Annotated in this window: 15 protein-coding genes, 1 tRNA gene and 3 pseudogenes; 11 read left to right on the top strand and 8 right to left on the bottom strand. The window is 66.0% G+C overall.

Annotation, left to right across the window (positions count from 1 at the left end; all coding sequences use genetic code 11):
* Positions 1-21 precede the first annotated feature (21 nt).
* Together F572_RS0110620 and F572_RS0110615 are read right to left on the bottom strand one after the other, a co-directional pair.
* Positions 22-1,056, bottom strand: a complete 1,035-nt coding sequence (locus F572_RS0110620) for an alpha/beta fold hydrolase (protein ID WP_017941320.1) — start codon at positions 1,054-1,056, stop codon at positions 22-24.
* Entirely contained in the window at positions 1,046-3,067 is a 2,022-nt protein-coding gene (locus tag F572_RS0110615) for a site-specific recombinase (protein WP_017941319.1), read from the bottom strand. The genes F572_RS0110620 and F572_RS0110615 overlap by 11 nt, the downstream gene beginning before the upstream one ends.
* 292 nt (positions 3,068-3,359) lie before the next feature.
* On the opposite strand from F572_RS0110615, the gene F572_RS0110610 reads away from it, so the two are divergent.
* The 8 genes and pseudogenes from F572_RS0110610 to pgaD all read left to right on the top strand — a co-directional run bounded on the left by F572_RS0110610 (position 3,360) and on the right by pgaD (position 12,746).
* Entirely contained in the window at positions 3,360-3,974 is a 615-nt protein-coding gene (locus tag F572_RS0110610; protein ID WP_017941318.1) for a BMC domain-containing protein, read from the top strand.
* Between the two features lies 1 nt (position 3,975).
* Entirely contained in the window at positions 3,976-4,548 is a 573-nt protein-coding gene (locus F572_RS0110605) for an NUDIX hydrolase (protein ID WP_017941317.1), read from the top strand.
* Positions 4,549-4,675: 127 nt separating this feature from the next.
* A pseudogene (locus F572_RS0110600) lies at positions 4,676-4,936 on the top strand (hypothetical protein); the annotation flags it as partial.
* A gap of 299 nt (positions 4,937-5,235) precedes the next feature.
* Positions 5,236-6,210 (top strand): annotated as a pseudogene (locus F572_RS0110595) (TlpA family protein disulfide reductase); the annotation flags it as partial.
* Positions 6,211-6,452: 242 nt separating this feature from the next.
* Positions 6,453-8,870 (top strand): poly-beta-1,6 N-acetyl-D-glucosamine export porin PgaA, encoded by a 2,418-nt coding sequence (pgaA, locus tag F572_RS0110590; RefSeq protein WP_369772147.1) that lies wholly within the window; start codon positions 6,453-6,455, stop codon positions 8,868-8,870.
* The gene (pgaB, locus tag F572_RS0110585; protein ID WP_017940422.1) at positions 8,870-10,924 is read left to right on the top strand and encodes a poly-beta-1,6-N-acetyl-D-glucosamine N-deacetylase PgaB; all 2,055 of its coding nucleotides are present in this window, start codon (positions 8,870-8,872) and stop codon (positions 10,922-10,924) included. The genes pgaA and pgaB overlap by 1 nt, the downstream gene beginning before the upstream one ends.
* Positions 10,925-10,936: 12 nt before the next feature.
* Positions 10,937-12,199, top strand: a complete 1,263-nt coding sequence (gene pgaC / locus F572_RS0110580; RefSeq protein ID WP_017940421.1) for a poly-beta-1,6-N-acetyl-D-glucosamine synthase — start codon at positions 10,937-10,939, stop codon at positions 12,197-12,199.
* Between the two features lie 4 nt (positions 12,200-12,203).
* Positions 12,204-12,746: a poly-beta-1,6-N-acetyl-D-glucosamine biosynthesis protein PgaD gene (gene pgaD / locus F572_RS0110575; protein ID WP_231291059.1), complete on the top strand. Its 543-nt coding sequence runs from the start codon at positions 12,204-12,206 to the stop codon at positions 12,744-12,746.
* A 65-nt stretch (positions 12,747-12,811) separates the two neighbouring features.
* Here pgaD and F572_RS0110570 read toward each other — a convergent pair whose 3' ends face one another.
* From F572_RS0110570 to F572_RS0110555, 4 genes are all read right to left on the bottom strand, one after another.
* Positions 12,812-13,486 carry a rhodanese-like domain-containing protein gene (locus F572_RS0110570; protein ID WP_017940419.1) on the bottom strand — a complete coding sequence of 225 codons (675 nt, stop codon included), beginning with the start codon at positions 13,484-13,486 and terminating at the stop codon, positions 12,812-12,814.
* A 126-nt stretch (positions 13,487-13,612) separates the two neighbouring features.
* Positions 13,613-14,917, bottom strand: coding sequence for a TlpA disulfide reductase family protein (locus F572_RS0110565; protein WP_017940418.1), 1,305 nt, complete (start codon positions 14,915-14,917; stop codon positions 13,613-13,615).
* Between the two features lie 145 nt (positions 14,918-15,062).
* On the bottom strand, positions 15,063-16,616 hold the full coding sequence (mltF, locus tag F572_RS0110560; protein WP_026142862.1) for a membrane-bound lytic murein transglycosylase MltF: 1,554 nt from the start codon (positions 16,614-16,616) through the stop codon (positions 15,063-15,065).
* 61 nt (positions 16,617-16,677) lie between these two features.
* Positions 16,678-17,538: a diiron oxygenase gene (locus F572_RS0110555; RefSeq protein WP_017940416.1), complete on the bottom strand. Its 861-nt coding sequence runs from the start codon at positions 17,536-17,538 to the stop codon at positions 16,678-16,680.
* 112 nt (positions 17,539-17,650) lie between these two features.
* Between F572_RS0110555 and F572_RS0110550 the strand changes: the two genes are divergently transcribed.
* From F572_RS0110550 to F572_RS15945, 3 genes and pseudogenes are all read left to right on the top strand, one after another.
* The gene (locus tag F572_RS0110550; protein ID WP_017940415.1) at positions 17,651-17,980 is read left to right on the top strand and encodes a DUF1820 family protein; all 330 of its coding nucleotides are present in this window, start codon (positions 17,651-17,653) and stop codon (positions 17,978-17,980) included.
* A gap of 95 nt (positions 17,981-18,075) precedes the next feature.
* Positions 18,076-18,166, top strand: a tRNA-Ser gene (locus F572_RS0110545).
* A 611-nt stretch (positions 18,167-18,777) separates the two neighbouring features.
* Positions 18,778-18,999, top strand: a pseudogene (locus F572_RS15945) (hypothetical protein).
* Between the two features lie 248 nt (positions 19,000-19,247).
* Here F572_RS15945 and nadC read toward each other — a convergent pair.
* Complete coding sequence (nadC, locus tag F572_RS0110540) at positions 19,248-20,156, bottom strand: carboxylating nicotinate-nucleotide diphosphorylase (RefSeq protein WP_026142949.1); 909 nt, start codon at positions 20,154-20,156, stop codon at positions 19,248-19,250.
* Positions 20,146-21,537 carry a sodium:alanine symporter family protein gene (locus F572_RS0110535; RefSeq protein ID WP_017941314.1) on the bottom strand — a complete coding sequence of 464 codons (1,392 nt, stop codon included), beginning with the start codon at positions 21,535-21,537 and terminating at the stop codon, positions 20,146-20,148. The genes nadC and F572_RS0110535 overlap by 11 nt, the downstream gene beginning before the upstream one ends.
* Between the last annotated feature and the right edge of the window lie 70 nt (positions 21,538-21,607).

The following is a 21,607-nucleotide window of genomic DNA, read 5'->3' as shown; positions in this document are numbered from 1 at the left end:
CCGATGCGCGGCCGCGGCCAGTCAGTCCAGCTCCCGCAGGTGTTGCGCCAGGGCGTCGGGCGAGCGCTCGTGGCCGGAGGGCAAAGCGGCGCGCGGATCCCGCAGCCAGGTGGCGATGTCCTCGAAGGTGGTTTCGGCACCGGTGTAGCGGGTCAGCATGTGGTAGCCCTCCGGATAGAGCACGGCGCGATGCGCGCTGGATTCCGGTGCGGACAGGCCCTCCAGCAGGCGCGCCAGGGGGAGTGGCGGCACCAGGTCGTCGCGCGCCCCGTACAGCGTCAGGCTGGGCGGGGGCAGGTTGGGGCCGACCTCCAGTGCGCGGGTCATCAGGGTGGTCAGGCCGTCCAGGGCGTCGATGCGGGCATCGCGCAGGACCAGTGGATCGTCGCGCATCTGTCGCAGCACGGCGGGATCATCCGTGGGACGGATATCCAGTTCCGCGGCCATTTCCCCATCCAGACGCCAGCCGGGTGCCAGGCGCGCCCCCAGCCAGAGGCCGAAGCGTTGATACCAGGGCATGTCGCCACGGCTCCAGACCGCCGGTGCGATCAGCACGGTACCGGCCACGAGCGACGACGCATCCGACGCACCGTTCGCCTCGCCCACGGCGAGGAGCGCGACGGCTCCGCCCATGCTCTTGCCGACCAGATACGGCGTCTGCCCGGGATAGCGCGCCTCCAGCAGCCGCAGCACGGTGCGGGCGTCCTCGGCCATCAGCCGGTGGCCGGACCAGTAGCCGACGTTGCGCGTGGCGCCGAAACCACGCTGATCGTAGGCATAGACTGCAATGTCGTGCTCGGCGAGGGCCTCGCCGAGGGCCTGCATGCTGCCCCCGTGATCGTTGAAGCCGTGCAGGGCGAGCACCACCTGCTCCGGGTTCTCTGGACCCCAGCGATGCAGTGGCAGTGGATCGCCATCGGCGGCCTGGATGGCCTCCGGGGTGAGCGTCGGAGCGCGGGTGTCACCGCCGGAGGGACTGGGGACCGCTCCGGCACAGCCGGCCACCCACAGGCCGACCAGCGGCATCAGCAGATGCAGGGCGGGGCTACCGCGCATCGGGGTCGTTGTCGCCACCGTTGGCCGTGGCCTGGGCACTCGGGGGGAACAGGAATTCGCCGGGGCGTTCGCGCAGATGGCGGCCATAGGCGCGGAACACGCGGCCGAAGGCCCCCATGCGTACCCCGCGGGCGCGCAGTGCGACGTACAGCGCCAGCCCGAAACTGACCCACAGGTTGACCGCCCCGATCAGCAGCACGAATACCAGGAACAGCGCGAACGTGGCCAGGCCCGGGGCCTCGCTGGCCGTCACATAGCCGAGGTTGGCCGAGGCGAAGGCCACGTGCTGGATGTCCAGCGGCAGGCTCAGCAGGTAGCCGATGTAGCCGGTCACGCCCAGCAGGACGCCGAACAGGAAGTTCCCGATCAGCGCCCCGTAGTTGTAGCCGATCCAGTCGGCCAGGCGGTGGCGTGCGCCGGTCGGGAGCAGCCGTTGCAGCAGCGGGTGTTCGCGCAGCCGGCCCGGCAGGTCGAGATAGGCGCAGCGGTTGTCGAAGAAGCCGGCGATCAGCCCGGAGACGAACAGCCAGATCCCGGCGATGGCGGCAAAGAACAGGGCCAGTCCCATGATCGGGCGCAGTCCGTCCATCAGGTAGTCGGCCTCGGGGCCTGACAGGATCGGGGCGTCGAACAGGCGGGTCGTGACCAGTCCGATCAGGATGGCGGTCGGCAGCGCGATGCCCACGTTGCCCAGCACCGCGGCGAACTGCGAGCGTCCCACCCGCATCAGGAGGTCCGCCATCTTGCGCGGGTCGGCGGTACCACGTTCGCTCTCCTCGATGGCGGCGGCCAGGCGTGCGGCGGTCATGGCCGGCTGCTTGGTGGCCACGGTGAAATGCAGGATGTGGATCAGCACGAAACCGAGGCCGTAGTTCAGGCTGGTCCACAGCGTGTAGGACGCCTGGGACAGGTCCATGGCCCCGATCTGAATCTTGATCAACGCCATGACCGCGATGATGAGCCCGGCGCCGGCCCCGGAACGCAGCATCTGCAGGTATTCGCCCCGCGACTGGGTGATGTAGTGCTCGCCGGTATCGCTGACGTGCTGGGTGATGCTGCGCGAGACCAGTTTAATGTTGTCCTGCCAGAGCGCGCGCACGCCGTGCTGGCGGGCGCTGATGGTGATGAGCTCGCGGAACACCCCGACCGAGGCCTTGCGCGTGTCACGTTTCGCATCGGGTTCCAGCAGGTCGAGCAGCTTGTGGATACGCCGGAGGGTCTGGTCCAGTCGTTCCAGCAGGTGGGTCAGCGACAGGCTGTTGCCATGGGTAATCGCCAGCCGCCGCAGGTGCGCGATCTGTTCGCTGCACTGTTCCAGCAGCACCCGGGCATGACGGTCGTCCATGCGCTCGCGGTTGGGATCCTCCAGCGCCGCGCGGTAGTCCCGCACATAGGCCGAGATTTCGCGCTCCTGCGCGACAAAGGCCGAGTTGCGTTCGGCGATCGACGGGTCCAGGCGCAGCAGCTCCGGCTCCAGTTCCTCCGCCGCGACCCAGATGGAGAGCATCTCCAGGGCATAAAGGATTTCCTCCCGGGCCCGTTGCAGTACCCCCGGGTGTTCGCCGGACAGACAGCCCAGCGCTTCCAGCAGGCGCCACCAGGCATCGTCGGGGAGGGCCGCGACCCAGGTAGCGTCATCGGTCTGGTGAAAGACGTGAAACAGCACGTCCTTCAGATCCTGGCGATCCATTGGCCGCGGGTTGATGCGCTCGTAGATCAGCTCGGCTGCCTCGCGGAAGAACCCCTTGCGCGAGAACAGCCCGATACCCGTGTACAGCGTCAGGTGCCGGGCGTCCTCCAGCCCGTCCTCCAGCCGGGCGCGTAGCCGGTCCTGCAGGCTTGGGTTGTCCGCGAGCGCCAGCGTCAGTTGTTCGATCCGGTTGATCACCGGGGCGACGTTCCGGGGGTCTTCCGGGCGCAGCCAGTCGACGATCTCGCGCAGGGTCTCGGCGAGGTCGAGATCGGTGTCTTCCACGCAGGCGAGAAGGTGTTCCGCATCCTGCTTTGGCATGGCAATCCCTGGGCTCGTGGGCGTGACCGCGACATTATACGAACGCAGGGCCGGGTGGTGCTGCCCGCGGTGCCGGTACGGCCGCACGGGGCGCCGCGCGCGTTGCGGACCGGTGCCGGACATTGAGCTTGAGGCCCGCTGCGTTCACAATACGCTCTCCAATTCTCCCATGTACCCGCGCAGGCCGGCGTGAAAATGGCGGCCCGCCGTGTGCGTGCGCGGACTCCCGTGCGGGTTCGGGCCGCGACGTGCGGGAACCATGGGACCCCGGGTCCCGGCCCAGAGTGAATCGATGATCCAGCTGCGTACCTACGTCTACATGGATTCCCTCCAGCCGCAGCTGGCGGAATACATGGCTACGGTCTCCCAGGGCTTTCTGCCCGTTCCGGGGGACTCCTGCCTGTGGGTGGAGGTTTCGCCGGGGATGGCGGTGCACCGCCTGACCGACGTCGCGCTGAAGGCGACCAACGTGCACCTGGCGCAGCAGGTTGTGGAGCGCGAATTCGGCTCCATGGTGATCCACCATCGCAGCCAGAGCGAGGTGATCGAGGCCGGCCGGGTGCTGCTGGAGCGTCTCGGTGCCAGCCAGGATGACCGCCAGCCCTGTCGCATCCCGTGGCAGGAGACCATCCGTGGAATGACCCCGGACCACACCGTGCTGATCAACCGCCAGAACCGCCGCGGGAACATGATCCTGCCGGACCAGAGCATGTTCATCCTCGAGGCGGAACCGGCCGGCTACATCATTTATGCCGCGAACCAGGCACTGAAGGCATCCAATGTTTCGCTGATCGACGTGCGCGCTGTCGGCGCCTTTGGTCGCTTGACCCTCGCGGGACGGGAAGGCGATGTGGACGAGGCGGCGCGTGCGGCCATCCACGCGCTGCACAATCCGGCCGGGACCTGAGATGCATCGCTCGCAGCTGCTGGATCTGCTCGCCCGGCACCAGACGACCTTTATCGAGGAGGCCGGTTTCGTGCGCCGGGCGCTGGATTTCATCAACGACCACCCGGACTGCTTCCATTGTGACTTGACCCCGGCGCATGTGACCGGCTCCGCCTGGGTGGTCAGCCCGGACCGCGAGCAGGCGCTGTTGCTGCTGCACGGCAAGCACCATCGGTGGTTCCAGCCGGGCGGCCATGCCGACGGCCAGGCCGACATCCTGCAGGTGGCCCTGCGCGAGACCCATGAGGAAACCGGCCTGGCCCCCGAGCAGATCCGGCTTGTCGAGGAAGACGTCTTCGACCTGGATATCCACACCATCCCGGCCAGGCCGGATTTCCCGATGCACGAGCACATCGACGTGCGCTTCCTGCTGGAGATCGACGACCGTTTGCCGGTGCCCGGAAGTCACGAGTCGCACGATATCCTCTGGGTGCCGCTGCAGCATGTCTCGCGCTACAACAACAGCCGTTCCCTCTGGCGCATGGTGGAGAAGACCCGCCGCCTGCGAACCTACCGGCACACGCACCCGCGCTGATCCTGTACGCCCGGCAAGCCCACGCCGTTTTCGCCGATACGGCGGGGCGCTATAGTCGCGATCCGTCTCCCTGATCCTTGCGTGCGTGTCGATGAGCGTTCTGCCGCGTCTTTGCCTGCTCCTGTGCCTGTTCGTTCTGTCTACGCCGGTGCCGGCCGACACGCTGGAGCCGCACACAGTCACCGTGACCGACCCCGCCGGCGTGGAGCTGGATGTGACCGTTTACCCGGCTGCCGGCGACCGCATCTTCCTCTGGCTGCTGCCACAGGCGGGCGTACACGCCAATCATGCGGTGTTTGGCCGCGAGCTGGCCGCGATGGGCATCGAGGTCTGGCAAATCGACCTGCTGCATGCCCATTTCCTCCCCCGCACCAACGAGAGCATGCGCAGCCTAGGGAAACACTGATCAATGTACACACTCGCGTTGGCACCCCAGGTTTTCCGAGACAAGGCGCGTCGCGCAGCGGGTAGTGGTTCTACCCACAAGCGGCGCAACGCCGGATCGGGGAACCTGGGGTGCCAACCCCACAATTGATTGAACGCAGGGGCTCGGCCGCCCGTTGTTATCAAAAACGGGCGCGCGCACGGCGTTGCGGCTCCCTTGTGCAGAATGACTGCACGGCAGTCACCGCGCCTTGTTCGCACGCAAAAGCGACTCGAGCGCGAGCGTGTACATTGATCAGTGTTTCCCTAGACGGGGTCAGCGTGGCCGCTTTGCTGCGAGCGGCGCATGCGCAGACGGGCAAGGACGTGATGCTGGTGGCCTCCGGCCGCCCGGCCATCACGGCCCTGCGTGGCCTGCGCCAGTGGCAGGAAGACGGACCCGAATCGGGCTATGTGCTCGGTGCGGCACTGGCCTTCCCCAACCTGATGGTCGATACCCCGGTGGCCGGTGCGCCCGCGGAGTTCGTGGACGTCGTGCGGGCCACCAGCCTGCCCGTATTCCTGTTGCAGCCGACCCAGGGCGTCTATCGCTGGCACCTCGACGAGATCCTGGCCGACCTGCGCCGTGGCGGCAGCGCGGTGTTCGTGCAGATGGTCCCGGGGGTGCGCGATTTCTACTGCCTGCGCCGTTCCGAACCCGAACCGGAAGAGGCCGCCGCGGCCGCGCGTCTGCCCGTGCAGTTGCTGCAGGCGGGCCGGCTGCTGGCCAGCGTCCCGCGACCGCTGGCGGCGGCGCCGATGCCGGAAATCGCACGCGAGGTCGAGGCCGGCCGGGGACTGGTCGAGCGCGATCACCCGCCACCGGTCGACGATTTCACGCTCACCGATCACCTAGGCGATGAGCAGTCGCTGTCCGATTACGAAGGGCAGGTGGTCCTGCTGAACTTCTGGGCCAGCTGGTGCCCGCCCTGCGTGCACGAGATCCCGTCGATGAACCGCATGGCCGAGACCCTGGGCGATAGCTTCGCGATCGTATCGGTCAACTACCAGGAGAGCGCCGAGCACATCACCGCCTTCATGGGCGAGGTGCAGGTGGACTTCCCGGTCCTGATGGATTTCGACGGGCGGGTCGCCGCTGACTGGCGCGTGTTTGCCTTCCCCAGCTCGTTCATCCTCGGCCGCGACGGCCGCGTGCGCTATTCGGTCAACAGCGCCATCGAATGGGATGATCCCGACGTTATCGCCACGGTCCGCGCCCTGATGGCGGAGCCCGAATAGCCCGTCGGCGGGCGGAATGGGGCGTCCATCGCCTGGCGTGCCCTTGCAACACCAGCTGTAGCTGCCGGGTACCGAGGACCATGTTTGGACGCCAGCGGCGGGGAAAGTGGGAATATCGGTTTTGCTGAATGTCCCGTGTGATAGAGTTCACAAAATAAAAAGAGCGGTGGGCGCAGGGGCTGATGGACAGGGACGTGGCGTATGGTCGGGCACACCTGCCTCACCGCTCCATTGGACGGTGGGTGCAATTCGCGTGTCTCCTCGTGCTGCCATGGGCCTTGCCGCTTCCTGGGTACGCTTCTGCTCTGGACCATCAGCGAGAACAGGCGGTCGAGCTTGCCCAGCAGGGGCGGGTGACCGAGGCTGCTGATCGTCTGCTTGAGCTGGATGCCCGTTTCCCCGGCGCGCCCCGCCTGCAAGCGGACCTGATCGTTGTATTGCGTCTGGCTGGAGACAACGCGGCGATCGCCTCTCGAACCCAGGGGTTCGATCCCGAATCCGTTCCGGACTATGCCCACATGAGCTGGGCCTTTGCCATGCGTGACGAAGGCAAGTTCGCGGCAGCGGCGGATGTCCTGCGCCAATCCAGGAAGCGGCTGGGTACCTCCGCGGAAATTCTGTTCGCCGTCGCCAGTGCCGAGGCCGGTGACGCAGAAACGGCGCGTCAGGCCCTCGCAGAAGTCGCCCCCTTGCCCGAATCCGCTCAGGAGTTGGCGCTGATGGCGTATGGCTTGCGCCAGTCGGGTGTTCCGCGGCAGGCCCTGGCGATGGCCAATCGCGCGCGTGCCCGCGATCCCCAGCATCCCCTGGCATTCCAGGAGCAGATCCTGGCCCTGTGGACGCTTGGCGCCAGCCACCGGGCGTGGGCCGCGATACAGGAACGCCCGGACCTGTTCGAGGACGACGTTCGCTATCAGGCCGAGGCAGATGCCATTGCGTCGGACATCCGGCAGGCGCTGGATGTGCGCTCTCGGATGGAGGCCGAGGGCCGCCATGAAGAGAGAAACCGGGCACTGAATCGGGCACTGGTGAGGGCAGACGAGTTTCTTTCGCGTATTCCGGAGGCGCACCCACAACATTTGCGGGTTCGCTTCGACCGCATCGCGCTGTTGCGTGAACTCGAGCGAATGCCGGAGACGATTGGGTCATTCGAGGCACTTCCGGACGACCTGATCGCCCCCGCCTATGTGCGCCGGGCGGCGGCAGATGCCTACCTGTCTGAAGAACAGCCCGAAAAGGCTCTCCCGCTGTACGAGTCCCTGGTTTCCGAGAACGAACCTCCGGACGTCTCGTTGCTGCTGGATCTCTATTACACACACCTCGCGCTGGAGGATTATTCCGCAGCGGCGGACCAACTTGAACGTGCCCATCACCACACGCCGGTCTGGCTGAGCATCGACCCGGATCGCGACCCGATCCCCAACTGGGAACGTGTCGATGTCGACCAGCTTCGGGTGTACGACGCGGCCTATCGACAGGATCTCGCACTGGCCTGGGAGCGCAGTGGGGAACTGGTCCGCCAGGCGCCGGCTCACGCCGGGCTGCGTAACACCCAGGCCCGCATGGCCCGCTGGCGCGGCTGGCCGGTGCGCTCGCGGGACATTACTGACATTGCCGAGCGCTGGGCACCCGATGCCCGGGATACGCGGCTCAATCGGGCGGAGAACGCGCGCGACCTCGGCGAGCACGATATCTGGGCGCAGGAGGTCGATTCCCTGCGGTCCGACTTCCCCCGGTCGCCGGATGTTCAGCGCCTGTCCGAAGAGCTGGAGGACCGCGGTCGCCCATCCATCGAGAGCGAGGTGATTTTTGGCCGCACATCGGGCGGCGACGGACTGGTCAGCGGTGATCGCGACCGGGAATGGCGTACACGACTGAATTCGCCCTGGTCCGATCATCCACTTCGGGCCTTTCTGGAACACCGCTATACCACGGCGACTTTCGGCGATGCAGAAGGTCGCTATGACCGCATTGGTGCGGGAATCGAGTGGGACGCCCGTCGCAAACAGGCCTGGGTGCGGTTAGACCGCGATCTCAAGGGCGATGCCAACCCCGGCATCGCGGCGGGGTGGTCGCAGTGGCTCGGGGACCACTGGCGGATCGGGATTGAAGCGGACAGTTACTCGATGCAAACGCCCCTGAGGGCAATCGATGCGGGTCTCGAAGGCTGGTCTGCCTCGGCTTCCGTGGACTGGCGGGCCAACGAATCCCTTTCGGCCTATGCCAATGTGGGTCTGCTGTCGATTGATGACGGCAATCGCCGAAGCTCGTTGGGCGGGGGCGTGACACGGCGGGTGTATGCCAGAGCCCACCACGCGACCGATGTGGGCGCCGATCTCTTTTTCCAGCAGAACAGCCAGCCGGGCGGACCCTATTTCAATCCGGAGCGGTCGGCCAGCTCCTCGGTTCGGGTGGACCACGACTGGATTACCTGGCGCGACTATGACCGGGCCTTTACTCAACATTTTCACGCGGCCGTCGGTGTCGGTTACCAGTCTGGCTTCGGCAATGATCCGACCGTGGCGCTTCGCTACGAGCATCGCTGGGACCTGGATCGTCGCTGGTCCATCGATTATGGCGTGGGCTGGGGTTCCACGACGTACGACGGCAACCGGGAAGACCGGCTCTTCGGGCTTGTGCGCCTGCGAGGGACCTTCTGATGCAACGGCTTTTCATGATCCTGCTGATGCTTGCGGGTATAGGGCATGGCCCGGTGCATGCGCAGGAGGCCTTCACCATCCCGGAGGGGCACTTCCTGGCGCTGTCCTATCACGATGTGCGCGACGACGTGGTTCCGGGAAGGGACCCGGATCCGTACGCCGTCAGCACGCGGCGTCTGGTGGAATGGTTTGACTGGATGCAGCGGCATGGCTGGCAGCCGGTTTCGTTGCAGCAGATTCTGGATGCCCGCGAGGGGCGGGAACCACTGCCGGCCAATGCCGTTCTGCTGACCTTCGACGACGGCCTGGCCAGTGTTTACAGCCACGTGTTCCCGTTGTTGCAGGCCTATGAATACCCCGCGCTGGTCGCGCTGCAGACCGGCTGGCTGGAGACGGTCTGGGCCGGCGAGGATGTGACCTACAATCCCGAGACCTTCGCCGATGGCTCGGGTCCCGGGGTGGCTGCGGACCAAGCCCCGCCAGGGACCGTCCAGTACAACGAGGCACCGCTCGGGGCCGAGGGGTTTTTGGCGCTGTCCGAGCTGCGCGAGATGCAGGCATCGGGACTGGTGGAATTCGCCAGCCACAGTCACGATCTGCATCGCGGAATCCTGGCCAATCCGCAGGGTAACGAGCAGCCAGCAGCCATTACGCGGCGTTATGACCCGGAACACGGCCGTTACGAGGATCACGACGCGTTTCGCCAGCGAATTCTCGATGACATGAGGGCCAGCAGTGCCTTGCTGGAGGCGATGGTGGGTGTGGCACCGCGGGCCATCGTCTGGCCGTACGGCGCGCACAGTCAGGAGGTGGACGCGCTCGCGAGCGAGGCCGGAATGCTCTGGTCGATCTCGCTGGGTGCGGAGCCGGTCAACCACCCCGAACAATCGCGCTTCAATCGGCTGCTGATCAGCGAAGATCCACGGCCGGTCGAGATCGCACAGAGTGTACGCCCCGAGTCCGCGAGGCGGGCCGCATCACCGCAGCCCCAGCGGGTGATCCATGTCGACCTGGATTACGTCTACGATCCTGATCCGGAACAGGCCAATCGCAATCTTGGTGTGCTCCTGGACCGCATCCAGCGCATGCAGGTCCGCACGGTCTACCTGCAGGCCTTCGCCGACCCGAACGGTGATGGCAACGCGGATGCCCTGTATTTCCCGAACCGGCATCTGCCCATGCGCGCAGATTTGTTCAATCGCGTCGCCTGGCAGCTCCGGACGCGAGCCGGGGTGCGCGTGTATGCCTGGATGCCGTTGCTCGCCTTCGATTTGCCCGATCAGGATCTCCACGCCGAACTGTCAGTTCAGCGGCCCGGCCCGGAAGGCGATCCTGTGCCGGCCGATCGTGACTATCGCCGCCTGAGCCCGTTCCTTCCCCGGTCGCTGGAGATTGTTGGGGATATCTACGAGGACCTCGGCATGGCGGCGAGCGGTATTGCCGGCGTGCTGATCCACGACGACGCTTACCTGGCCGCCGACGAGGATCTGGCCGCCTGTCAGGACGCGGCGCGCTGGCCCGGAACGGACCGCCCGCTTGCGGAATGCATCCTGAGACCGGAGGAGAAGACCCAGGCCCTGATCGATTTCGGGGACGAGGTGATCGGCCGACTGCGCACCTTTACCAACCTGTCGCTCGATTTTCGCACCGCACGCAACCTGTATGCGCGAGTAATTCTCGACCCGGAAGCCGAGGCCCGGTTCGCCCAGGCGCTGCCCGCTGCCGTTGAGGCGTACGACGAGGTGGCCATCATGGCCATGCCCTGGCTGGATGGGACCGAGCTTCCGCCGGATGTCTGGCTGGCCCGACTCGCGGATGCTGTGGAGGAGCAGGTCGGGGGCTTCGAGGACGTAGTGTTCGAGTTGCAGGCGCGTGACTGGCGCGGCGAAGGCCGCTGGCTGGAGGCGACGCTCCTGCGCGACTGGATGGAACAGCTTGTGCGGCGCGGGGTGCTGAATTTCGGGTACTACCCGGACGATTTCCTTCGGAATCAGCCGGAGTTTGGCCCAACGTTCGAAGGCATGTCGCTGAATGCCTTCCCTCATGCGCGATAGGAGCCTCCTGGCATGACCTTCAACGCCCTGATGAACTTTGCCTTCTTCTATCCGCTGATCATGGCGTGGGTCTGGATCATCGGGGGCGTCTGGTATTACCTCCATTGGGAAGGTCGTAACAAGACCGATCCGGATCATCCGATCGACAGCGGCAATCCGGCTTCGTGCAGCATCATCATCCCTTGCTTCAACGAGGCCGAGGTGATTCGCGACACCATCCATTACGCCCATGCCAGCGAATACCACGACTTCGAGATCATTGCCGTCAATGATGGCAGTAGCGACGCTAGCCCCGAGATCCTCGAACAACTGACCCACGAGTATCCCCGCCTGCGCGTGGTGCATCTGGCCACGAATCAGGGCAAGGCCGTGGCCCTGCGGACCGGAGCACTGGCGGCGAAGCACGACTTCCTGATCTGCATCGATGGCGACGCGCTGCTGCATCCGAACGCCGTCGCCTGGATGATGTTCCACCTGACCTCGGGTCCCCGAGTGGGCGCCGTTACCGGGAATCCGCGGATCGTTAATCGCAGCAGCCTGCTTGGCAAGCTCCAGGTGGGGGAGTTTTCGGCCACCATCGGACTGATCAAGCGCGCGCAGCGGGTGTACGGGCGCATATTCACTGTCTCGGGCGTGATCGCGGGCTTTCGCCGTACGGCGCTCGATCGTGTCGGGTACTGGAGCAGTGACATGGTCACCGAAGATATTGATATTTCCTGGCGCCTGCAGCTGGATCACTGGGACATCCGATACGAGCCCAATGCACTTTCATACATTTACATGCCGGAGACCCTGAGGGGCCTCTGGCGCCAGCGCCTGCGCTGGGCTCAAGGCGGGGTGGAAACGATCCTTCGCCACGGTACCAGCCTGTTCCATTGGCCCAAGCGGCGATTGTGGGGTGTAGCGCTCGAGTACGTGGCCAGTATCGTCTGGGCCTATGTGATGTTTGCCATCATTCTGGTGGCTTTCCTGGGCCTGGTGATCGAGCTTCCGGAAGGCTGGATCCAGCCGGGGTTGTTGCCGCAATGGGCGGGCGTGATTCTCGGGCTGACGGCGCTAGTACAGTTCTCTGTCAGCTTGATGATCGACCGCCGCTACGAATCTGACCGCCGATTCTTTCGCAATTACTTCTGGGTGATCTGGTATCCGCTGGCGTTCTGGCTATTGTCGATGGCGACCACGGTCGCGGCCGTTCCGCGCGCCCTCCTCAAGCGTTCCGGGGAGCGTGCTCGATGGATCAGCCCGGATCGCGGGTTGCGGCCGCCGGAAAAATGAACCCATGAAGCACTTGCGGCCGCGTGTTCCCAGGGTGATCGACCGCTCGGACCTGGAGCCGAGTGGAAAGCGCTATGTGGGTCAGTTGATCAGTATCGTGGGTTGGGGTATCTGGATCTACTTGTTTATGCCCCTGATCGCGTTGATCGGGTGGGCCCTGGGCGTCGAGTTGTTCGAACGCCATATTCTGGATGACCCCATGGGCACGTTGCGTGCGATCCAGGTGTACGGCCTCGCCATTTTCTCGGCGGGCGTGATCTTTATTGGTTGGGCCGGTTACAACTGGTTCCGCTTCCACAACAAGGAACGGCGACATGCCCCGGACCCGGTCGGGACTGAGGAGCTCGCCCGGCATTTCGGCATCGATCGTCTGGCGGCCGAGACGATCGCGACGGCGAATATCGTGACGGTTCATTTTGATGAAGCCGCGCGGATCATCGATGTCCAGTGTGTGGCTCCGGGGGCGCCTCCCGAACTCGAGAGTGGCGCCGGTGAATCCGATGACGCTGATCCAGCGGATCCGGACGGTGAACGCCGCTACGGTTGACCGGTCGGGGTTGCCAGACGGCCCGCCGGTCGCGGCGTAGGCAATGACGGGGTGGATGGGGTCGGCTAGTCGTGGGGCGTGCCTTCGACGGTAGTCAGGCCGAAGGCGTGCCACATCTGCATGCCGCCGCGGTACCACTTGATGCGTTCGGCCGGGTAGCCGAGGTTGGTCAGGGTGCGAATGTTGGTGGGGGACTGCCCGCACCAGGGACCATTGCAAAACAGCACCAGGGTCTTCGCGTTGCTGAAGTCGTAGAAGTCGCCGTCGAAGATCACCCCGAACTCGTCGACCAGTACATTCCGTACATCGTCCGGGTCGGCTCCGGAGGCAAAGTGCAGGCGGTCCCAGGGGATGTTGATGGCGCCGGGGATGGTGCCGCGGCGGTATTCCCGCGGGGTGCGCGAATCGATGATCAACAGGTCGTCGCGCTCGGTGGTCTGCTTCAGGTAGTCGATGAACTCAAGCTCGCCGAGCGTCTCGATGCCGCGACCCAGGCTCATTGGCTGGATGCAGAAGGGCGGGCAGGGGCGCGCGATCTGGGCGTAGTCAAGGTCGATCGTGGCGAAGGTGTCCTGATCCCGGGACACCGTCACGCGCTCGTCACCGTGGCGTACCTCGAACTCGCTCATGTCCGTAGTGATGCCCACCTCCACCTCCGCGAAGGCCGGTGTGGCCAGGAGCAGGCCCGCAATCGCGAGTAGTGGGTATACGGCGGTTCGCGTATTCCGAGGTGTCTTCATGGCCGTCTCCGGTCGTCGTCCCCCGTATCCTGAAGATAGGCCGGGCCGGCCGTGACCGCACGCAAGACCGCACAGCCGGAAGGGCTCGCAGGAGCGGTTTGGTGAGTGTTTGCCGGCTGCCGCTCGCTAGGCGTCCTCGCCAAGGAGTTCGCGGATCTGGTCGATCACGCCGGGTTCGGTCCACTCGATGGCGCCGAACAGGTAATAGCGCAGGCGGCCCTCGCGGTCGACGACGTAGCTGGTCGGGTAGGCCATGGCACGCCAGTCGTCGAGCGAGTCCTGTTCCGGATCGAGGAGGATGGTGAACTCCGTCTGGACCTCCTCCTCGATGAACCGGCGGATGGTGTCCTCGTCCTCGCCGAGATTCACCGCCAGGATGCGGAAGCCCTCCTCGCGCAGCTCGTCTTCCAGAAGTTGCATGGAGGGCATCTCGTGTACGCAGGGCGGGCACCAGCTGGCCCAGAAGTTGATCAGCACCACCTCGCCCCGGTAGTCCTCGAGGCGGTGGAAGTCGCCGGCGAGGTCGGGACGCTCCAGCGCCGGGGCGGCCACCGGTTCGTTCAGGGTGTTGAGTTGCGCGTCGCTGCCGCTGGGAGTGCGCACGGCCAGGTCCGCGTCGGCATCGGCGACGGCCGGTATCCTCTGGCGCGGCAGGCGTGACAGCAGGTCCATGCCGAAGACGATTTCGTGGTGGAAGGTCTCGCTTGCCTGCCGTTCGCCCTCGGTGGCGTCCGGGCGGAAGAAGAAGCGGTCGCGGATGTCCGGGAGCAGGCGGGCGCCCACGGTGCTGCCGCCCTCGGCGAGCGCGGCGCGTACCCGGCCGAGCTGCTGGTGCTGGGGCGACTGGACGGGTTGCAGGATGTACACCGGCAGGTTGGTCAGCCCGACGATGGGCTGGAGTTCGGTGGCTTCGGTATCCACTCCGGTATGCAGGAAGGGACTGGCCATCAGGAGGCCGGCCAGGTGATCCGCATCGGGGTGGGTCTGCTGCCACTGATAGAGCCCGGTGAGCAGCCAGGGCAGGGCGCGGTCATGCCCGAACGCGAACACCGGTCGGCCGGTGTCGGCGTGCGCCGCCTCGATCAGGTCCACCACCGTGGCGGTGGGCATGTCGTCAAAGCTCGACGCCGCCTCCGGCAGGAAGTGGCCGGTGAACGGATCGGCCAGCCAGACCTCTACCCCGACGGCCTGCAGCGCCAGGGCCTGTTCCCGATGACCGTCACGCAGGCCGTGTTCGGAGGGGAACCACACCAGCACGGCGTCGCCGTCGGCGCGATAGCGTTCCACCGGGATCTCGGCGCCGCCGGCTTCGATCGGGGCGGCTGCATCCACGGCGCCTGCCGACACGCCGTCGTCCTGCGCCAGAGCGATAAATGGGCTCGAAAGCAGTGGGACCAGGGCGACAAACAGGATGGCAAAACAGCGGACCATTGAAACCTTGTGGGATGGGTTTCAAAAAGAGACGCGCCAGGCTCCGATATTGATCCAATTGATTCCCGTGACGGGCCATATTCAGAGGTGCGAGAGAGTGACCACCCGTCCGGGGCGGCCTGCGACCCGATGCATCAACGCCGGCCTACAGGGTTAACGGGACGCGGCGATAGAGTTCGGGCGGTGGCGGAAGATGGTCGCCGCTTTCGGGGAAGCGCTGGATCAACTTGTCGTAATAGCTGCGGATGTTCTGCACATAGACCACCGGCTCCCAGCCCCGAGCGTAGCCGTAGCGGGTCTGTTCGTACCATTCCGGTTCGGCCAGCCGGGGTAGCCAGTGCATCACGTCGAGCCAGCGGTCGGGGTCGTCGCCGTGGGCGTCGGCTAGGCGGCGGGCATCATGGAGGTGTCCCAGTCCCACGTTGTAGGCGGCCAGGGTCATCCAGGTACGGTCGGGTTCCGGGATGCGATCGGGCAGGCGTTCGCGCAAATCCAGCAGATAGCGGGTGCCGCCATCCACGCTGGATGCAGGATCGGTGCGGTCCTCGACGCCCAGCCCGGACGCGGTATTCTGGGTTAGCATCATCAGTCCTCGGACCCCGGTCGGCGAGATGGCGTCCGCATTCCAGTGGGATTCCTGGTAGGCCACCGCGGCAATGAATCGCCAGTCCAGTCCGTATTCCTCGCCGGCGCGTTCGAACAGGTCGCGAAAGCGGTCCAGGCGGTTCTCCACCCGCTGGGCGAAGGTCAGGGCGTCCACCAGGTCATGGATCTCCAGATGCCCCAGATAACGGTCGATCATCAGCTCCAGATCGCGGTTTTCGCGCAGGCGGTTGATGTAGTTCTCCGTCGCTTCGATCAGGCTCTGATCGAAGCCCGACGGGAAGAGCCAGGTGACGGCCGCCCCGTGTTCGAATCCATACGCGGTGCGCAGTTCGGGATGCAGGCGGCGCAGACGACCGAATTCCAGCGAGTTCATCAGGGCGTAGTCGATCTCGCCCGCGGCCAGCGCCTGGCGCAGCGCCTCGGCGGTCCCCATTGGTACCAGTTCGACTGGCGGGTCCCGCGGCACGTACCCCAGCGTTTCGAAGGGTTCCGCGTCCGGTTGGTCGGTTTCCGGTCGCACTGACGCGCCGGAACCGTGCTGCCTGGCCGCTTCGGCATGGGCTAGATGGGCCTTCAGGCGCTCGGGCAGGGGCGACTGCGCGGTGAGCCCCAGGCGGGCACCGGCGGGCAGTTCGGCGAGGGAGGACAGGGCGCGGGTGGATTCATTACTGCGCCAGAAGGCAAGAACCTGTTCGACGGCGAGGATCTCCGGGCCCGTCTTGATGGCCGGATCGGCGGGATCCACCAGAAGTCCGGCGGCCAGGTCCACGCGCTGCTCGCGCAAGCGCCGGTGGGCCTCGTCCGCTGTTTCCACGCGAGTCACGCGGATGCGGGTACCCAGTTCTCGGGCGAAGCCGTGCAGCAGGTCCAGTTCCAGCTGGTCATGGCCGTTGGTGGCCGCCAGTTCGGAACGCCCCAGGGGGTTATCGACCAGGACCACCTGGAGTTCCTCGCGGAACGTCAGTTGCTCCAGGGCGGAGGGTGGCTGGAACCACACGCGCAGGCCGATCATGACCAGCAGAACGATGAAGATGCCCAGCTCGATCTGGCGCCAGGTGGTACTCGGGGGGCGGAGGTGGAGGTGCGGGGCCATGGGCTCGATCATACCCAATCGGCCGTGCGGGCAGCGTGGGAACGGGACCTGTGCGACGTTCCTAGCGCCAGTTCAGTACCAGCCCCTGGGCGCGGAGGATCTGCAGGGCCGGATCAACACAGGTGTCGATGAAGTCGGCACGGCGAGGGTTGTCGCGGGCAAGGCGGCGATAATTCGGGCCCGCAGGCAGGCCCGCGAGCTGGTAGATGTCCGCCGTGGGGTAGTAGAAGGCGTGCACGAACTGCCGGAATACGCGGCGCATCAACGGGCGGTAGGTCGCCTTCTGCCAGGCTGGAAGGGTTTCCAGGTAGCTTTCGAGGGTATCGCGGGCATGCGCCATGTGGCGCGCCTCGTCGATCATGTGGGTGGTCACCACGTCATGCACCGTGGGGCTGATCTGGTCGCGGCGCTGGTGGATCAGGCGGTTCATCCGGTCCGGGACCTCTTCGCCGATCATCACCGCAATCCAGAAGACCGAAGACTCGAACGGGGCAAAGCGGCCGACCAGGGTGGCGAGCCGGGGCTTCGGGAACCGTTTCTCCGGCAGGTCCAGGCCACTGCGGCGCATGAACTCGATGAACATCAGGCTGTGCCCGGCCTCTTCGCGCAGTTCGTGCAGGCGGTAGTTCAGCCGGTCCAGACGGCCGGTCGAATGCATGGAGATGCGCGAGATGCGCTCCATGAACAGGCCTTCCAGCCACAGCGCGCCGCTGATGAAGTAGAGGAATTCGTACTGCGACAGGCGACGTTTCTGTTCGCCGGACAGCGCCGAGTATTCCGGGGTGCCGAACAGCGAGATGGCCTCTTCCGGGATCCAGTAGTCCTCCGACGACAGCGCATCCCAGCGAATCCGCGTGAGCGGATCCTGGTACGGCGAGCTGTTGCGGCTCAAGTGATCGAGCAGCTCCTGGGAGGAATCCATCGTTGGCGTGCCGGCGGCCCATGCGGATGACGGCGGGAATCATACCGACTCTGTCCGCATGGACCAACGCCAACCCGTTGCAATCTGCGGTTGCTCCCCCATGATGGGACCCATGGAAAAGAACATACGCTACCGAATCAGCTTTCTGAACAACGGCAAGACGTACGAGCTGTTTGCCCGTGACGTCTACCAGGACGAGCTCTACGGGTTCGTCACCATCGAGGGCCTGCTGTTCGGTGAGCGCACGCAAATGGTGGTGGATCCCTCGGAGGAACGGCTGCGCACCGAGTTCGAGGGCGTGGAGCGCTTCCACGTACCGATGCACGCGCTGATCCGCATCGACGAAGTCACGGCCGTGGGGACGCCGCGCATCCACGACGCGGGCACTGGCGGTGGCAACGTGCATGCCTTTCCCGGCCTGCCGGGCAAGTGTGGTTCCTGAACCCGCAAGCGCCTGTTTTGTGACCATCCATTGCGCCGATGCCGTGCCTGGTTTAGGATTCCGCGCTCTGTGGCCGTCCAGCGGTCGCGGAAAACGGAGAGGTGGCCGAGCGGTCGAAGGCGCACGCCTGGAAAGTGTGTATACGGTAACCCCGTATCGAGGGTTCGAATCCCTCCCTCTCCGCCAGATTCAGCAAAGGGGCCCGTGTGGCCCCTTTTGCATGTCTGGCCCCAGAGGTGCCGGGATTCGAAACCTCGATTGATAGACACGGGGGTTCGACCGGTGGCGCGTAGCGACGCCGGAACGCCGAAGCGGAGCGGAGGCGGCCCGCAGGGCGGCGACTCCGTCGCCGCAATCCCTCCCTCTCCGCCAGATTCAGCAAAGGGGCCCGTGTGGCCCCTTTTGCATGTCTGGCCCCGGAAGTGCCGGGATTGGAATCCTCGATCAATGAATACGGTGGTTCGACCGGTGGCTGGTCCTGGTTCGTCACTTGGTGTTTACGGTAGCTTCGGCCCGCATACTGCCAGGCGCTGACTCGCCAGCGCGCCGCGAGGTACTTCTTTGCTCGTGCAAAGAAGTACCCAAGAAACACGCCCGACTGCCGCGACCCCGGCCCGCTGCGCGGGCCGGGGTTTCCCTCGCTCCGAGGCTTTTCGCGGGCGGCGCTGAACTCGCTGCGCCTGCGGCTTCGCTCAGACATCCAGCGCCTCTTCTCCCGCGAAAAGCCTCTCCACTCGGCGCGACGACAACGGGGAGGAAGGTCCAAACAACGGCTATCCCGGCGTTGTTGCCAGTGGATGATGGCTAGGCTTTCGGACATCTTCGGCACGCTCGGCCTTCGGCCGTTGCGTGCCGCGCCCGCAAAGCGGGCGCCGGGGGCCTTCAGACGGCAATGACTGTTGTCATGCTGCGGGGCTGGGATACCTCCTGTTTTGACCTTCGCCTCCCGTATGGAGCCCCTCGCGGAGGGCGTGATGGGCCGGCCCGTTTTCTACAAATTCGGGGCGCTGGATGTCTGAGCGGAGCCGAAGGCGCAGCGAGTTCAGCGCCGCCGGCCCAGCGCGTCCGGAGCGAGGTTCCCGGGCGGAATCCGGGTGCCCTTCTTTGGGTACTTTCTTGGGCAAGCAAGAAAGTACCTCGCGGTGCGCTCGCGAGAGAGCGTGTGGCAGGCGGCGGACCGAAGCCACCGTAAACTCCGAAGGATGAACCAGGCCCGGTCCCAGACGGTAAGCGGAGCGCCGTAAACGCCGGGATCGCAACCGCTGGGCTAGTCCAGGCGTAGGGAGTAGTCGATGGCGTGGAGGTGTTTGGTGAGGGCGCCGACCGAGATGTAGTCCACGCCGGTGGCCGCGATAGCCGCCAGGCTGTCCGGCGTGATCCCGCCCGAGGCCTCGGAGATCGCGCGGCCACGGATGCGCTGCACGGCAGTCGCCAGGTCCTCCAGCGACAGCTCGTCGAGCATGATGACGTCGGCACCGGCGGCCAGGGCCTGATCGACCTCGTCGAGGGTCTCGGTCTCCACCTCCACCCAGCGTCCAGCCCCCAGGGCGCGTGCACGCTCGACTGCGGCGGCGATGGAGCCGCAGGCGGCGATGTGGTTCTCCTTGATCAGGACCGCATCCCACAGCGCGAGGCGGTGGTTGTAGCCGCCGCCGCAGCGCACGGCGTACTTCTGCCCGTGCCGCAGGCCCGGCAGGGTCTTGCGGGTATCGAGGATGCGGCTGTCCGTGCCCGCCAGGCGGGCGACCCAGCGGGCGGTCTCGGTGGCGGTCCCAGACAGGGTCTGCAGCAGGTTGAGGGCCGCGCGTTCGGCCGCCAGAACGGCCCGCGCGGGACCTTCCAGTGTGGCGACCACGGTTGGTTCAAGTCCTGCGTCCAGATGGGTGCCCTCGGCGGCCTGCCAGTCGATCCGGGTCTCCGGCGCCAGGCTGGCGAAGACGCGATCGAACCACGCCTGACCGCAGAGGACCGCGGGTTCCTTCAGCAGCAGTGTGGCGCGTGCGACACGCTCGGAGGGGACCAGGGCCGCGGTCAGGTCGCCGTCCAGTCCGTTGGGGCCCAGGTCCTCCGCGAGGGCGGCCTCGACCTCGCGCACGAGCATGGCGGCATCCGGCCGCGCGGGGCCCTGGGCGAACGGGTCGACCGGTCCACCGGCAATGGGTTGCCTATCGCTCATGACGATCCGGCATCGGGCGGTAGGCCACATAGTCGTCGCGCAGCTTCTTGACCAGGCCGGCCAGCAGGATCAGCGCAATCAGGTTGGGGGCCGCCATGGCGATGTTGGCGATGTCGGAGAAATTCCAGACCACGCCCAGCGGGATGGTGGCGCCGATCACGATCAGGATGACGAACACGACGCGGTAGGGCAGCACCGCGCGTTCCCCGAACAGGAAGTAGGCCGAGCGATCGCCGTAGTAGGACCAGGCGATCATGGTGGAGAAGGCGAACAGCATCAGGCTGATGCCGACCACCATGGCACCGAACGGACCCAGCGTGGAGCTGAAGGCAGTGGCGGTCAGGGACGCGCCGACCACGTCGTCGGCGCGGTCGATATAGGCCCCGGTAACCACGATGGCCAGACCGGTCAAGGTGCAGACCACGATGGTATCGATGAACGGCTCGAGCATGGCCACCGAGCCTTCGCGGGGCGGATCGCCGTTCTTGGCCGCGGCGTGGGCCATGGCCGAGGAGCCCAGGCCCGCCTCGTTCGAGAACATGCCGCGGGCGACGCCGTACTGGATGGCGAGGCCGATGGCACCGCCGCCGGCCGCCCAGGGGTTGAGCGCGAGGTTCAGGATGGTGCCGACTGCGGCCGGAACGGCGTTGATGTTGGCGACGATGACCACGAAGGCGCCCAGCATGTAGATCACCGCCATGAACGGGACGATGGTCGAGGCGATCATGGCGATGCGCTTGACGCCGCCGATGATGACCAGCGCCACGAGCACGGCCATGGTCAGGCCGATGATCAGGGCCATCCAGCCCATGATGTCGTCGTCGGCGCGCAGGTCCGGCACGATGAAGGTCAGGCCGTCGACCACCGAGTTGGCCTGCACCATGTTGCCGATGCCGAACGAGGCGATCAGCGTGAAGGCGGCGAACAGGATCGCCAGCTTCTTCATCTTGAGGCCGTTGAGCAGGGTAAACATCGGCCCGCCGGCGATGCTGCCGTCCGGGGCGATCTCGCGGTAGCGAACGGCCAGGGTCGTCTCGGCGAACTTGGTGGCCATGCCGAAAAAGGCAGTGACCCACATCCAGAACAACGCCCCGGGGCCACCCAGCGCGATGGCCGTGGCCACGCCGGCGATGTTCCCGGTACCGATGGTGCCGGACAGCGCGGTCGACAGCGCCTGGAACGGCGAGATCTGCCCGGTGCCGCCGGCGCGCCCGTCGGAACCGCGCAGGGCGCGCCAGCCCTCGCGGAAGGCCACCACCTGGACCAGGCCCAGGCGGATGGTGAGATAGAGCCCGGTGCCCAGCAGCAGGATCAGGGTGATCGGGTTGCCCCAAAGCAGGCCGGCGGTGTCGCCGAGGAACTGGTCGATGGTGTCGAGCATCGGAGGGTCCTTGTGGTCCGGGGTGGGCCGGTGCGGTTGTGGCTCAAAACTCTACCGCGCACGAAGGGTG

Origin of the sequence: Thioalkalivibrio sp. ALE14, from assembly GCF_000376845.1 — a bacterium.
Taxonomy (GTDB): Bacteria; Pseudomonadota; Gammaproteobacteria; order Ectothiorhodospirales; family Ectothiorhodospiraceae; genus Thioalkalivibrio.
This window is presented reverse-complemented; position numbering and strand designations above follow the sequence as displayed.